This is a genomic window from Alloalcanivorax xenomutans (assembly GCF_032810065.1).
Lineage (GTDB): Bacteria > Pseudomonadota > Gammaproteobacteria > Pseudomonadales > Alcanivoracaceae > Alloalcanivorax > Alloalcanivorax xenomutans.
Window position 1 is genome coordinate 2,988,499 of record NZ_CP136538.1, and the last position, 13,366, is coordinate 3,001,864.

A 13,366-nucleotide genomic window follows, 5' to 3' on the forward strand; every position below is an offset into this window, starting at 1 on the left:
TGGATTGGGGGTGACCGGCAAGTATAGCGTCGTCATCGACCGGTTGCGATGGGTCACGAACACCGATAGGCATGGCCGATCAACCCTTGAGGAAAGCGGCGGAACAGGTCACCAGCACCATGATCAGCAGCAGCCCTTTGAGCCAGCCGCCGGAGACCCGGTGGGCGAAGCCCACCGCCAGACGCACTCCCAACAAAGTGCCCAGCCCCACCACCAGACCCGGCAGCCAGGCCACCTGGCCGCGCCAGACGAACACCACCAGAGCGAGGATGGTAAAGCTGGCGGTCATGGCCAGTTTCAGCGCGTTGGTGCGGCGCAGGTCATAGCGTAACTGGCCGGCCAGCACGGCGATGGCCAGGAATCCGACGCCGGCCTGGGCAAACCCGCCGTAAGCGCCGGTCAGGAACAGGCCCAGCCAGGCGGCGGGGGTACTGGCCAACGCCTTGGGCGTTTCGCCCTCCTCCGGCATCAACGTGGAGGGACGCACCACCATGATCACCGCCATTACCACCAGGGTGGTCAGCAACACCGGTTTGAGAATGGTCGTGGGCAGGAAAGAGGCGGCCACCGCGCCGATCAAGGCACCGCTCAGGGTGGGAATGAGGATGCCGGGCAGGACCTTGAACGGCACCGAACCGTGCCGGTGGAACTGGCGCACACCTTCCACGCACTGAATCAGTACCGCCACCCGCATGGTTCCGTTGGCCAAGGCCGGGCCCATGCCACTGAGCATCAGCAGCGGCAGAATCAACAGGCCGCCACCGCCGGCCAGGGTATTGATAAAGCCGGCGATCACCCCCGAGCCAAGCAGGGCCGCCACCAGCCAGGGGTCGCCAAGATATTCCATGGGGCGGACGTCCAGGGCAGAAAACAGGAGCGGGTATTATGCCTGTTGACGAGGCGGGGCGCTTGCACGCAATGCCACTGTGGGAGCTTGCCTGCAAGCGAATTGAGGAGGGCACAAGAGCTAAAAAAAATTCGCTTGCAGGCAAGCTCCCACAGCGGCACAGCGGCGTTGTAGCGACCGCTAAGTTCAGGTCTTCAAGATGGGGCTTTGGCTCAGTCCTGCTCACGTTGCTGATCCAGGGCATGGAAGCTTTGCTCGGCATCGAAGCCGCGGCCCTGCAGAAAACGCAGCTGTTTGGCTTTTTCCTTCTGGTCCGCCGGCGGATGCCGGAAGCGCCGGCCCAGGACCTCGGTGGCAAGGGCGAACCAATCGCACTCGGCTTCACTCAGCGCCTCGGTAACCAGCGCCTCCCCCACCCCTTTCTGTTGCAGTTCGGCGCGAATGCGCAGCGGCCCCTGTCCCCGTTCGATTCTTGAACGGACAAAAAAACCGGCGAAACGCCGGTCATCCAGGAAGCCCTGCTCCTCGCACCAGGCCAGCACTTCGTCCAGCCAGAGCGCCGCGCCGAACTTGTGCGTCAGCTTGGCGCGCAGTTCGTGGCGGGAGTGATCCCGGCGCGCCAGCAAGCTGACCGCATACTGGCGCCCCTGGGCGGCATCGGCGGGGGCCGGGGCGCCGTCTTTACTCTTCCGTGGACTCTGGCTGGGCCGCATTTTCGGCGCTCTCTTCCGCCGGTGTACCCAACAGGCGTGCCCGGATTTCCTTCTCGATGGCGTCCGCCACCTCTGGATGCTCGGCCAGATAATCACAGGCGTTCTGCTTGCCCTGGCCGATCTTGTTGCCCTGGTAGGCGTACCAGGCGCCGGATTTGTCCACCAGGCCCTGCTGCACGCCCAGGTCCAGCACCTCGCCGAGCTGGTTGATGCCCTGGCCGTAAAGGATCTGGAACTCAGCCTGTCTGAACGGCGGCGAGACCTTGTTCTTCACCACCTTGACCCGGGTTTCGTTACCGGTCACCTCGTCACCCTGCTTCACCGCGCCGATACGGCGGATGTCCAGACGCACGGAGGAGTAGAACTTCAGCGCGTTACCGCCGGTGGTGGTTTCCGGATTGCCGAACATCACACCGATCTTCATGCGGATCTGGTTGATGAATACCACCAGGGTGTTGGCGTTTTTCACGTTACCGGTGATCTTGCGCAGCGCCTGGCTCATCAGGCGGGCCTGCAGGCCCACGTGGGCGTCGCCCATTTCGCCTTCGATTTCCGCTTTCGGCACCAGCGCCGCCACGGAATCGACGATCACCACATCCACCGCGCCGGAGCGCACCAGCATGTCGGTGATTTCCAGTGCCTGCTCACCGGTGTCCGGCTGGGACACGATCAGGTCGTCCACATTGACGCCCAGTTTCTCGGCGTAATCCGGGTCGAGCGCGTGCTCGGCGTCGACGAAAGCGCAGGTGGCGCCTTTGCGCTGGGCCTGGGCGATAACGCTCAGAGTCAGCGTGGTTTTACCGGAAGATTCAGGACCGTAGATTTCCACGATCCGGCCCTTGGGCAGACCACCAATGCCCAGGGCGATATCCAGGCCCAGGGATCCGGTGGAGATGGAGGGCATGCGCTCGCGTTTGCGGTCGCCCATGCGCATCACTGAACCTTTGCCGAACTGCCGCTCGATCTGCGACAGTGCCGCGGAAAGTGCTTTACCTTTATCGCTCATTGAATGACCCCTGTCCGTTTATTCCTGGATTCCGCTTATTCCTTAATGACGCCGTGGCTCGCCGCTGACCGGCATGTGCCCTGGCAAGAGCCTGCTGATCGTTGGCCGGCGAGCGTCCTTCGGCCTGACCCTTTGATCAGCACTGTCTATAAGGACAGCATTATGGACACTGTCCCGCGCCACTGCAACCCCCCCTTATTCGAGGCGGGCCAGCAGCCCTTCCAGGGCGGCGGCGATGGTAGCATGCCGGACCTGCCCACGATCACCGTCGAAGTGGAATCGCTCGGCGCGGGCCCAGTCCGGCTGCTGCGCCCAGGCGATCCACACCGTGCCCACCGGCTTATCGGCGCTGCCGCCGCCGGGCCCCGCCACGCCGCTCACCGCCACCGCCAGATCCGCCCGGGAACGCCCCAACGCGCCCCGGGCCATGGCCAGGACGGTCTGTTCACTGACCGCGCCGGCGCTGGCCAGAATCGCTTCCGAGACACCCAGCATGCTCTGCTTGGCCTCGTTGGAGTAAGTGACGAAGCCGCATTCGAACCAGTCCGAGGATCCGGCCAGCTCCGTCATTTCGCGGGCGATGCCGCCGCCGGTGCAGGACTCGGCGGTGGCCACGCGCAGGCCCCGTTCACGCAGGGTGTCGGCCAATGCAGTGACCTGCTCGGGTATGGTCATGGTGACTCCTGATGTTCAGAGAAGATCAAAAAAATCGCCATCCATGATGGCGGACTTTACCGACGCTGCCCACCGGTGATCCAGCAAACCGGCCACCGGTTCACGGACTGGCGCCCCGAAACCGAAGGGAAACACAGGGCATCCTTCCATCGGCTTTGTTACTCTGGGCCGTAAGTAGCCCCTGGCCTTCGGAGTCATCATGAAAAAGCTCAAGAATGAGAAGGAATGGGTCAAGAAAGCCATCGCACTCGGCATGGAGTACGGCGAGAAGCGGGGCGTGGTCGAGTTCGAGCCCACCGATTCGGCGGCACTGAAGCTGGAGTACATTTACCGCCTGCTGGTTCATGACAAGGTCATCCAGCCACTGCCGGAGGATCAGGTTTCCCAGCAGTCGATCCAGCATAAGCTGGCGATCTGGGCGTCGAAACAACCGTAGCCTGCGCTGCCCCCTCTACTGATACAGACGCGTCATGGCCCGGGCGTGTTCCCGTATCAGCACCGCGGGTTCCGTGCCAAGCAGTTGGCCATCCCGAACCCGCATTCGGCCATTGACCATGACCTGACTGGCCAGAAAGGGCCCGCACATTACCAGCGCCGCCAGCGGATCCCGCTGCGCGCCGGCGAAGGACAGGTGATTCATATCCACCGCCACCCAGTCCGCGCTCATCCCCGGTGCCAGATGACCGATGTCATCCCGGCCCAGCAAGCGGGCGCCGCCGCGGGTGGCCAGGGTTAACACCTCCCGGGCCGACAGTGCCCCGGGATCGCCGCCGAATCCGCCCCGCCCGCCCGGCGCTTCCGAACGGTAACGGGCCGGCGCCACCCGCTGCAGCATCATCGCCATGCGCGCCTCCAGGAACAGATTACTGGAATCGTTGGAGGCGGAACCGTCCACCCCCAGCCCCACCGGCACCCCGGCGTCCAGCAACTGGCGCACCTTGGCGATGCCCTGCCCGCAGCGCATGTTGGCGCTGGGGCAGTGGGCGATACCGGTGCCGGTGCGGGCCAGCAGCGCGATCTCCTCGTCGTCGAGGAAGATACCGTGGGCGAACCACACATCCTCACCGAGCCATTCCACTGACTCCGCGAACGCCACCGAACGCATGCCGTACTGGGCCAGGCAGTAATCCTCCTCATCCAGTTCCTCGGCCAGGTGGCAATGCAGACGCACGCCCTGGTGGCGCCGGGCCAACTGCGCGGCGTCCCGCATCAGTTCCGGTGTCACCGAGAACGGCGAGCACGGCGCCAGTACCAGGCGCAGCATCGAATGGCGGCCGGCATCGTGGTAACGGCGGATCAGACGTTCCGCGTCACACAGAATGTGGTCTTCCTTCTCCACACAATTGTCCGGCGGCAAACCACCCTGGCTTTGCCCCCGCGACATGGCGCCCCGGGCGGCGTGGAAGCGGATGCCCATCTCCCCGGCGGCCTGGATCTGACTGTCCAGGCGGGCGCCGTTGGGCAACATATAAAGATGGTCGGCGGCGGTGGTGCAGCCTGAGAGCAACAGTTCCGCCATGGCCACCTTGCTGCTGAGGTAGATCGCCTCGTCGTCCAGCCGCGCCCAGATCGGGTAAAGCGTATTGAGCCAGGGGAACAGCGGGTCGTCCTGGGCCATCACCCGGGTGAAATTCTGATACATGTGGTGGTGGGTGTTCACCATGCCGGGCATCACCACATGGCCACTCAGGTCCAGGGTCTCGTCCACCGGAAGGTCTGGTTTCTCCGTGCGCGGCCCGGCCCACAGAATCTGGTTGTCACGGATCAGCATGGCGGCGTCACGCCACTCGTGGTGCTGATCATCGAAGGTTGCCAGGTAGTCGATACGGTCGATCAATAAGGTTGTCATTGGTCACTCCGAAAACGCGGAAAAGGAAAAAGCAAAAGCGCGATTTCGGAGCGGATCAGAACAACTGGTGAGCAAAAGCGGTGCGTTGCCAGAACGGCCGGAACGGCAAAGCGCGCTGCCGGCGCACGCCGACCACGGGGTTTTTCCTCATACCCTACCCTCCTGATGTTCTATGACCATCTCACCATTCGCTGGCAAGCCAGCTTGCTGCGAGGCCGCTGTGGGAGCCGCCCTGGCGGCAAATACAGACCACGCTAAGGGGCGATGCAAATACAGCGCCAGCTTGGCCAGCTTAAATGGTGACGATGAAGCCAGCGCGGCAAAACACCGCAGTGAGTCCCATCCCCCTCGATGCTAGCCTCTGCGCCGACTTTACCGCCGTGCTTGGTGGTCGATGGAGCGCTGGGTACTGACTTCTTGGATGGGATCATGACGACGCCTTTTCTCTCTTCTTTCTCTTCTTCTGTCTCTGCATTACGCCTGATTCAACGACGGAGCCTTTGGGGCCCGGCTCTGCTAGGCGGACTCCTTCCTTTCTCCGCTCCGGCGCTGGCCGAGGACGAACAAACCCCGGCCCTGCTGGCCCCGGTGGTGGTCACCGGCGTGGCGCCCAGTTCCGGACCGGTGATCGAGGCCAACCCCAAACAGCCGCGCCAGCCGGTGCCGGCCAGCGACGCCACCGACTATCTCAAGACCATCCCGGGTTTCTCCGCCATCCGCTCCGGCGGCAGCAACGGCGACCCGGTACTGCGCGGCCAGTTTGGTTCGCGCCTGAATCTGCTGGTGGACGGCGGCCAGATGATCGGCGCCTGCCCCAACCGCATGGACGCCCCCAGCTCCTACATCTCCCCGGAAAACTACGACAAACTCACCGTGATCAAAGGCCCGCAGAGCGTGCAGTGGGGCCCCGGCGCCTCCGCCGGCACCGTGCTGTTCGAGCGTGACCCGCAATACTTCAGCGAAGCGGACGCCCTGGTGGACGCCCAATGGCTGCTGGGCTCCCACGGCCGCAACGACCAGCGCATCGACGCCACCCTCGGCAACCCGCTGGGCTACCTGCGCCTCTCCGGCAACAACGCCCGCGCCGACGACTATAAGGACGGCAACGGCGACCGCGTGCCCTCACGCTGGAAGAAATGGAACAGCGACGTGGTGCTCGGCTGGACGCCCAACGCCGACAGCGTCATCGAACTGAGTGCCGGCAAGGGCGACGGCGAAGCCCGCTACGCCGGGCGTGGCATGGACGGCAGCCAGTTCAAACGGGAAAGCCTGGGGATGCGCTTTGAATTCCGGAACCTGGGTGCCGTGCTCGATCAGATCGACGGCCGCGTCTACTACAACTACGCCGACCACGTGATGGACAACTACAGCCTGCGCACCCCGTCCGGCACCGGCATGATGGCGGGCCCCATGGCCTCCAACGTGGACCGTCGCACCCTCGGCGGCCGCTTCAAACTCACCTGGCGCGGTCACGGCTGGGAAGCGCTGGCCGGCGTCGACGCCCAATCCAGCGAACACCGCAAACGCAGCGCCATGGGCGTGGACGCCTATCGCGGCGAAGCCTGGGACAAAGACGCGGACTTCCACCAGTACGGTGCCTTCACCGAAGTCACCCATGCCGTCACCGACAACGGCCGCATCGTCGCCGGCGCCCGCCTGGACCGCAACGAAGTGCGCGACTTCCGCGACGCCGCCGACAGCGCCACCGCCGGCGATACTCGCGGCGACACCCTGCCCAGCGGCTTCCTGCGCTATGAAGCGGATCTAAACCAGAACACTAACTACTACATCGGCATCGGCCACGTGCAGCGCTTCCCCGACTACTGGGAACTGTTCTCCCCCGGTAGCGGCCCGGCCGGATCACTCAACGCCTTCGACGCCATCGAACCGGAAAAAACCACCCAGCTCGACATCGGCAGCCAGTACCGCAACGGCAACCTGGAAGCCTGGACCTCTGCCTACGTTGGCCAGATCAACGACTACATCCTGTTCACCTACCAAAGCGGCATGATGGGCTACAGCACCGACGCCGATAACATCGACGCCCACATCGTCGGCGCCGAACTCGGCGCCCGCTACCGCTTCACCGACAACCTCAGCGGCGACGCCACCCTCGCCTACGCCTGGGGCCGCAACCGCGACGACAGCGAACCGCTGCCGCAAATGCCGCCGCTGGAAGCCCGCTTCACCGCCACCTACGAACAAGGCAACTGGAGCGCCGGCGCCCTCTGGCGGCTGGTCGCCGCCCAACACCGCACCGCCAACAACAAAGGCAACGTGGTCGGCCGCGACCTCGGCGACAGCAACGGCTTCGGCGTCTTCTCCCTCAACACCGCCTACCGCATCAACCACCAGTTCACCGTCAGCGCCGGCGTCGACAACCTGTTCGACAAAGCCTACGCCGAACACCTCAACCTGGCCGGCAACGCCGGCTTCGGCTTCCCCGCGGACACCCGCATCAACGAACCGGGACGGATGTTCTGGGGGAAAGTGGATTGGCGGTTCTGAAGGTCTAACGCTCTTTTAACCCCCCTCTCCCTTGAGGGGAGAGGGGCCGGGGGAGAGGGTGATACAACGGTAGGAAGCTTGCCGGGCGGCGCTCCGCTTGCAAGCGAATTCTTTACCGTCTTCGTTCGCCGGCAAGCCGCCCCCAGAGCTAATCAGGCCCTCGCCCCTCAAGCCATCGCCACCGTCGGAATCATGTCCCAAACCTTGCCATCCAGCGTTCGCCCGTTTGCCTTTTTGTTACGGAGCTTGCCGTCTTCGCCCCACGCCCCCCACTGCTTGAAGAAAAAGTCCACACCGGCCCGTTCGCATTGGTCACGTATGGATAATGCCCATTCTTCCTTCATGGGGCGGGCCCCATGACCCGACTCTCCACCCACGATAACCCAGTGGATGCCTTTCAGCTTTAACCGGCCCAACCCTTCAAGAAGCGGCTCGATTGATAAGAACCGTGTTTTTGCCTTTATGGCCAGAAGATCCGAAATGCGAGGCTTGCCATACTTTTTGTCTTCGACGGACACACCAAGCCAGGCATTCTCCGGGACCGGCCTGGTCAGAAAATAATCACGCATATTCCCACTGCGCTTCGTCAATATCTGATAGGTGTGCTGCGGGGTCGTACGAATAACGTCCATCACCTGATCAATAAAGGCCTCTGGAACGCCATCCTGAAACAGGTCGCTCATGGAATTGACGAAGTACATGGTGGGTTTGCGACGCTGAAGGGGCTGATTCAAGCGCTCGGGAACCAGACTAAGCTTGAATCCATTCTCATAACCGGGAGCGCCCATCGCCTGCAGGCGTTTCGCCATGGTTTCCGCATAGCAATGCTTGCAGCCGGGAGACACCTTGGTGCAACCAGTCACCGGATTCCAGGTTCTCTCCGTCCATTCGATTTTGCTCATGGCACATCACCACCTACATCCTTTTCGATAATATGGGAGACCGCCTTCTCGGCCAGTCCCCACGCTTTCGGCTCCGGATTGGAAACAGCAAAGAAGAACAGGAAGAGCGGCCTCCCTTTGTTTTTTAGCAAAACCGGTTTTGCCACATAAGGGAATAGCTCGCCCAACCTCGCACTCACCCATTTCTGTAACTCATCCACATTGGTCCTTTCCGCCACGGGCGTCGGATCACCATCGCCGAAAAGATCACCGATCATCGGCAGGTCAACCGGCTTGTAAAGCGCTTCCTCCCACTTGTCCGTACCGAGAAGCCGATTCAGCGTCTCACGCCACTCTGGCCTGATCCGGTCCCCATCTCGGGGCATCATCCGCAGAATGACAGAAATGGGAAACAGCAGCCAAAGGTCGACCTTTTCTGTTATCGCCACATGCTCCAACGTGGACCAGTCAAGCTGGGTACTGTATGGGTCGACGAACAGGATCGCGCGATCGTGCCCACTCAGACTTGAGCAAAAAGTAGGTACAAAGGCATTGGCATCCTGTTGATATATCTCGATCTCTTTGTAGGGATGCCGATCCCTGATAACCTCAAGTTCCGCGATGTGAGCCGGGTTCAGATCATTGAAATGATACTGGTGGAAAGCGGGATCAACCGAAAGCGCCACTTCCACCGAGCCTTTGAAGTCTTCATAGGGAATCAGCATATCCTGATTCTCCAACCTGGCAGGTGAATGTGAGCCGGTACCAGCAAAGGCGTCCGCATAATGCAGTTTAAAGGGCTGGTTCTTGAGTGCGGTAACGTAGAAACGCAAGTACGCTTCCAGAACCGTCAATTTCTTCCTAGTCCATATACCCCCAAATTGGTGTTTCATGTTTCCTTACCCCCCAAACAATAAAACTGTCCATATGGACAGTTTTATAGCTCTACCAAATGGTATTGTCCACCCTTGGGACTTGGGCGATAAGCGTTCGGCGGATCCAACTTCCACGCCCTGAGATTGGCGCCTATAGAGCCGTTACCACATACCCATTCCGCTTCAACCATTCCCGGTTTTCCTCATAGTCCGACAGAACCTTCCCCACTTGCGCCCAGAACTCCGGCGAGTGGTCATGACGGATCAGGTGACAAAGCTCATGAACCACCACGTAATCCACCATCCGGTTCGGGGCCATCATGATCCGCCAATTGAATTGCAGCTCACCTTTGGAGGTACAACTACCCCAGCGGGATTTGAAGGTCTTGATGATCACGCCGGTAGGTGCGACACCAACCTGGGGTGCCCAACGGGCGACTTTTTCCCTTAGTTTCAACTCGGCTTGGCGCTTGTACCACCGGACCAGGGCATTGCGGATCATGTGGGGTTGTTCCGCCCCTTGAGGCACGGACACGACCAGGCGACCTTGCACAAGCTTGACCGGGGCAAAAGGCCCTTTTTCCACTTTAAGGCGGTAGTTGCGGCCCAGGTAGGAGAAGGACTCGCCAGAGACATATCGTTTGCTGCTGGGCGGGGCCATTTCCTGATGGAGGGCGATCTTTTCCTTAATCCAGCGACGCTTGGATGCCAACAGGTCATCAATGCGCTCCAAAGAAGTCTCGATGGGCACTACTACCGTTACCGCCCCCTCTTCCACCCGAATGTCCGCGGACTTCTTTCGGTTGGTGCGGATCACCTCAGCAATAAAGCCTTTGGCCTCTCTGTATTCAGGCTTGGTCAAACGCATCACTGAAACTTCGTCTTCGCCAGATCCATAAACCGCTCCTGTACCGTATTCACGATGGCCTTGTCGCCAAAGGAACAATCCAGGATCGCCCGTTTGATGGCCTTCTTCATGCGCTTGATCTCGTCCGGCTTCTTGAAGAAATCCACGATCTGGGTGGCTTCGTCGAACATCTCCACCAGCGCCTGGGTGGTGGCCTTGATCTCGTCGTGGACAGCATCACTCACCACCTCCTCGCCACCGTGCTCGATCACCTCCGCCATGAGGATGTTGTAGAACGCCAGCTCGGTTTCGGTGAGGCCCAGATCTTCGGCGGCCTGTTTGTGGTCGCTTTCCAGGGTGCCGACCATGTCCAGCAACAGTTCCAGTTGCTGCTCCCACTTGCCGTTGGTCTTATCGATGATGTCGCGCAGGCGCAAGCTCAGGGACTTGTAGTATTCCGGGTCTTCTTCCAGATTTACGGTGATGTGGTGCTTGATGGCGCTCTCGATTTCGGAGGCGCGGGATTCCGGGGATTTGATCTGCTCCACGGATTCGCGGAAGTTGGCCGCCATCAAATCCACCGGCGGGATCTTCGGATCGACGCCGGTGCTGATGATGTGCTCATCCACCAATTGCCGCACCTTCTCGCCGGCATCGGCGATATTCAGGCCCGGGTCGCGGTAGCGGTTGCGGGCGGCGTTTTGCACCTTGCCCCACAGCTTCAGGTCGGCAATAAACGGCTTGGCCGCCGGGTCGGGCAGCACCACGTCCATCTGCCGGGCAAAGCGCTTGTAGGCCAGCTCGAACTGTTGGCGGATGTCTTCGTCCTTGAGGAACAGCACGTAGTCATCGACATCCGAGCCCTTAAGGCCACTGAACACCTGCGCCACCCGCGTATGCGTCGCCTTCAGCCTGGGGATCTCGTCTTTGAGTGTGACATAGGTGCCCTCCACGTCATCGCTGCTGAATTGCTCCAGCGCTTCGGTGAGGTAATCCGACAGGCCGTAGTAATCCACCACAAAGCCCGCCTGCTTCCCCTTGTAGGTACGATTCACCCGCGCAATGGCCTGCATCAGGGTGTGATCCTTCAGGCTGCGGTCGATGTACATCACCTGAGCAATGGGAGCATCGAAGCCGGTGAGCAGCATGTCCTTCACAATCAGGAAGGCCAGCGGGTTCTCGTTCAGGGGCTTCTTGAAGCCCTCGATGGCCTGCTTCTGCTGGGTCTTGTCGGTGTACTTGGCAATGTAGCCCTCATCATTGTGGCTACCACTGATAATCACCTCGGACGGCGGCGCGCTCAGCTCATCCAGGGTCTTCTTGTACACCGTGGCCGCATGGCGGCTGCCCACCACCACCATAGCCTTGAAGCCGTTAGGCTGGATATGCTCCCGGTAGTGCTTGAGCAGATCCAGGCACACCCAGCGAATCCGCGCCGGAGCTTCGCGCACCGCCCGCTCGACCCCGTACTTCTTCTTGATCTCGCGCTTCTCGTCGTCGCTCTTGTCCTTGAAGTACTCATCGAACAGCTTGTCCAGGGATTCGCCCACCACCTCGGTCTGGGCCTGGCGGCCTTCGTAGATGATGCGCACCGTGGCGCCGTCTTCCACCGCCTCATTGATCTTGTACTGGTCAATGTAGCCACCAAAGGCCTGATCCATCTTCTGGGTCTTCAGCAGCGGCGTGCCGGTAAACCCAATCTTGGGGGCATTGGGCAGGGCCGCATTGATGGTGGCCGCCAGGCCGCCGAACTGGGTGCGGTGGGCCTCATCGGCCAGCACGATGATCTTGTCGCTGGGGTTCAAGTCGGTGAAGTCGCCCTCGGCTTCCGCGTCCTGAAACTTTTGCACCATGGCCGTGACAATGTCAGAGGCATCCTTGGTCAGCAGTTCCTTCAGCTTGGCCACCGAGCTGGCGTTGTAGATGGTTTCGTTCTGGGCATCGCGGAAGGTGGCAGAGAGCTGGCTCTCCAGCTGGGTACGGTCGGTGACGAACACCAGCTTGTACTTTTGCAGTTCCGGATCACGACGCATCTTCACCGCCAGCATGACCATGGTCAGCGACTTGCCCGAGCCCTGGGTGTGCCACACCACCCCGGATTTGTCCTTCCGGGTAGTACCATGCTTCAGCCGCTCGATGACCTTGTTCACCGCCCGGTACTGCTGGTAACGGGCCACCTTCTTGATCAGGCGACCTTCCACCGGCTCGAACAGGATGAAGTTACGGATCAGATCGAGGAAGGTGTCGTGGCTGAACATGCCCATCAGCAGGCGTTGCTGGGCGGTAATATCGCTCTGCCCCACTTCGCCTGCACCATTGGCAGCAGCCATGGCCTTGGCCTGCTCCAGATAGGCCGTGGACGGCACATCTTCAATCTTGTTGGCCGCATTCCCGGCAGTCGCTACGTTCCCCGCCTCCGGCTTCGCCCGCAACTCACGGATATCCGCATCGCTATAGGGATAAGCATCCTTCCAGTCACCGTAATGCTGCGCCATGGAACTGATGGTACCGACCCGGGCCTGATCCCGACAGGTGGACACCATCAACTGGTTATACCAGAACAGCTTCTGCGCTCCTTCGTCATCCTCCGGGCGGCGCAGGTTAGCGTAGCGGCGCAACTGGTTGATGCCCTCGCCAATGGCATCGGCCACATAGGGAGATTTGCACTCGATCACCGCCAACGGCAGGCCATTCACGAAACAGACGATGTCGGGAATGATGTTCTGGGTCGCGCCTTCCACCTTGAACTGGCTGGTGCAGAGGAAGTCGTTGTTTGTCGGGTTGTCGAAATCCACCACGGTGACGGTCTGGCCCTTGCGACCGGAGCCCAGATCCTGCTCCACCGAAATGGCGTGATCACCGGTGCAGCAGAGCATTTCCCACAGGGCCTGGTTATATTCAATCAGGCCGGCGAAATGGGGGTGGGTAAACTCGCGCAGCACCTTGCGCAGGTTTTCGTCACTAATCCACGGGTTCAGGCGGCGCAGGGCAGCCTCCAGCCGTTTCAGCAGCACTACATCGCGGTAGTAACTGCGCTCATCCCCCGGCTGCCCCGGCGCCAGCTCGGCACCGGAAACAAAGGCCCAGCCTTGCTGCTTTAGCTGCGCAATGGCAGGGATTTCGACTTTTTCGGCTTCATCCTGAAACATAACGGGCAGTCACGCC

At 61.2% G+C, this 13,366-nt stretch carries 11 protein-coding genes; 2 read left to right on the forward strand and 9 right to left on the reverse strand.

Going from position 1 to position 13,366, the window contains the following annotated elements:
• Nucleotides 1–79: 79 nt before the first annotated feature.
• From RYH70_RS13715 to RYH70_RS13730, 4 genes are all read right to left on the reverse strand, one after another.
• Entirely contained in the window at nt 80–847 is a 768-nt protein-coding gene (locus RYH70_RS13715) for a sulfite exporter TauE/SafE family protein (protein WP_022995677.1), read from the reverse strand.
• 212 nt (nt 848–1,059) lie between these two features.
• Complete coding sequence (locus RYH70_RS13720; RefSeq protein WP_284455843.1) at nt 1,060–1,560, reverse strand: regulatory protein RecX; 501 nt, start codon at nt 1,558–1,560, stop codon at nt 1,060–1,062.
• Nucleotides 1,529–2,566 (reverse strand): recombinase RecA, encoded by a 1,038-nt coding sequence (gene recA, locus RYH70_RS13725; RefSeq protein WP_022995256.1) that lies wholly within the window; start codon nt 2,564–2,566, stop codon nt 1,529–1,531. The genes RYH70_RS13720 and recA overlap by 32 nt, the downstream gene beginning before the upstream one ends.
• 195 nt (nt 2,567–2,761) lie before the next feature.
• Entirely contained in the window at nt 2,762–3,241 is a 480-nt protein-coding gene (locus RYH70_RS13730) for a CinA family protein (protein ID WP_026949498.1), read from the reverse strand.
• Between the two features lie 199 nt (nt 3,242–3,440).
• Here RYH70_RS13730 and RYH70_RS13735 point away from each other — a divergent pair, with 199 nt between their 5' ends.
• On the forward strand, nt 3,441–3,677 hold the full coding sequence (locus RYH70_RS13735; protein WP_014995436.1) for a DUF5062 family protein: 237 nt from the start codon (nt 3,441–3,443) through the stop codon (nt 3,675–3,677).
• Nucleotides 3,678–3,692: 15 nt separating this feature from the next.
• Here RYH70_RS13735 and RYH70_RS13740 read toward each other — a convergent pair whose 3' ends face one another.
• On the reverse strand, nt 3,693–5,090 hold the full coding sequence (locus RYH70_RS13740; RefSeq protein ID WP_317009267.1) for an 8-oxoguanine deaminase: 1,398 nt from the start codon (nt 5,088–5,090) through the stop codon (nt 3,693–3,695).
• A gap of 429 nt (nt 5,091–5,519) precedes the next feature.
• Between RYH70_RS13740 and RYH70_RS13745 the strand changes: the two genes are divergently transcribed.
• A complete protein-coding gene (locus RYH70_RS13745) occupies nt 5,520–7,598 on the forward strand; it encodes a TonB-dependent copper receptor (protein ID WP_317009268.1) in 2,079 nt (692 codons plus the stop codon).
• A gap of 167 nt (nt 7,599–7,765) precedes the next feature.
• Here the strand turns inward: RYH70_RS13745 and RYH70_RS13750 are convergent, their stop codons facing one another.
• The 4 genes from RYH70_RS13750 to RYH70_RS13765 all read right to left on the reverse strand — a co-directional run bounded on the left by RYH70_RS13750 (nt 7,766) and on the right by RYH70_RS13765 (nt 13,350).
• Nucleotides 7,766–8,500 carry a DUF5131 family protein gene (locus RYH70_RS13750; protein WP_317009269.1) on the reverse strand — a complete coding sequence of 245 codons (735 nt, stop codon included), beginning with the start codon at nt 8,498–8,500 and terminating at the stop codon, nt 7,766–7,768.
• Nucleotides 8,497–9,372 carry a three-Cys-motif partner protein TcmP gene (gene tcmP, locus RYH70_RS13755; protein WP_317009270.1) on the reverse strand — a complete coding sequence of 292 codons (876 nt, stop codon included), beginning with the start codon at nt 9,370–9,372 and terminating at the stop codon, nt 8,497–8,499. The genes RYH70_RS13750 and tcmP overlap by 4 nt, the downstream gene beginning before the upstream one ends.
• A gap of 133 nt (nt 9,373–9,505) precedes the next feature.
• On the reverse strand, nt 9,506–10,222 hold the full coding sequence (locus RYH70_RS13760; RefSeq protein WP_317009271.1) for a M48 family metallopeptidase: 717 nt from the start codon (nt 10,220–10,222) through the stop codon (nt 9,506–9,508).
• Complete coding sequence (locus RYH70_RS13765) at nt 10,222–13,350, reverse strand: type I restriction endonuclease subunit R (protein WP_317009272.1); 3,129 nt, start codon at nt 13,348–13,350, stop codon at nt 10,222–10,224. Before RYH70_RS13765 ends, RYH70_RS13760 begins: the two co-directional genes overlap by 1 nt.
• Between the last annotated feature and the right edge of the window lie 16 nt (nt 13,351–13,366).

Excerpts from the sequence above, each read along its gene's own strand:
- RYH70_RS13715 (WP_022995677.1), bottom strand. The coding sequence starts at position 847 with ATGGAATATCTTGGCGACCCCTGGCTGGTGGCGGCCCTGCTTGGCTCG.
- RYH70_RS13720 (WP_284455843.1), bottom strand. The coding sequence starts at position 1,560 with ATGCGGCCCAGCCAGAGTCCACGGAAGAGTAAAGACGGCGCCCCGGCC.
- recA (WP_022995256.1), bottom strand. The coding sequence starts at position 2,566 with ATGAGCGATAAAGGTAAAGCACTTTCCGCGGCACTGTCGCAGATCGAG.
- RYH70_RS13730 (WP_026949498.1), bottom strand. The coding sequence starts at position 3,241 with ATGACCATACCCGAGCAGGTCACTGCATTGGCCGACACCCTGCGTGAA.
- RYH70_RS13735 (WP_014995436.1), top strand. The coding sequence starts at position 3,441 with ATGAAAAAGCTCAAGAATGAGAAGGAATGGGTCAAGAAAGCCATCGCA.
- RYH70_RS13740 (WP_317009267.1), bottom strand. The coding sequence starts at position 5,090 with ATGACAACCTTATTGATCGACCGTATCGACTACCTGGCAACCTTCGAT.
- RYH70_RS13745 (WP_317009268.1), top strand. The coding sequence starts at position 5,520 with ATGACGACGCCTTTTCTCTCTTCTTTCTCTTCTTCTGTCTCTGCATTA.
- RYH70_RS13750 (WP_317009269.1), bottom strand. The coding sequence starts at position 8,500 with ATGAGCAAAATCGAATGGACGGAGAGAACCTGGAATCCGGTGACTGGT.
- tcmP (WP_317009270.1), bottom strand. The coding sequence starts at position 9,372 with ATGAAACACCAATTTGGGGGTATATGGACTAGGAAGAAATTGACGGTT.
- RYH70_RS13760 (WP_317009271.1), bottom strand. The coding sequence starts at position 10,222 with ATGCGTTTGACCAAGCCTGAATACAGAGAGGCCAAAGGCTTTATTGCT.
- RYH70_RS13765 (WP_317009272.1), bottom strand. The coding sequence starts at position 13,350 with ATGTTTCAGGATGAAGCCGAAAAAGTCGAAATCCCTGCCATTGCGCAG.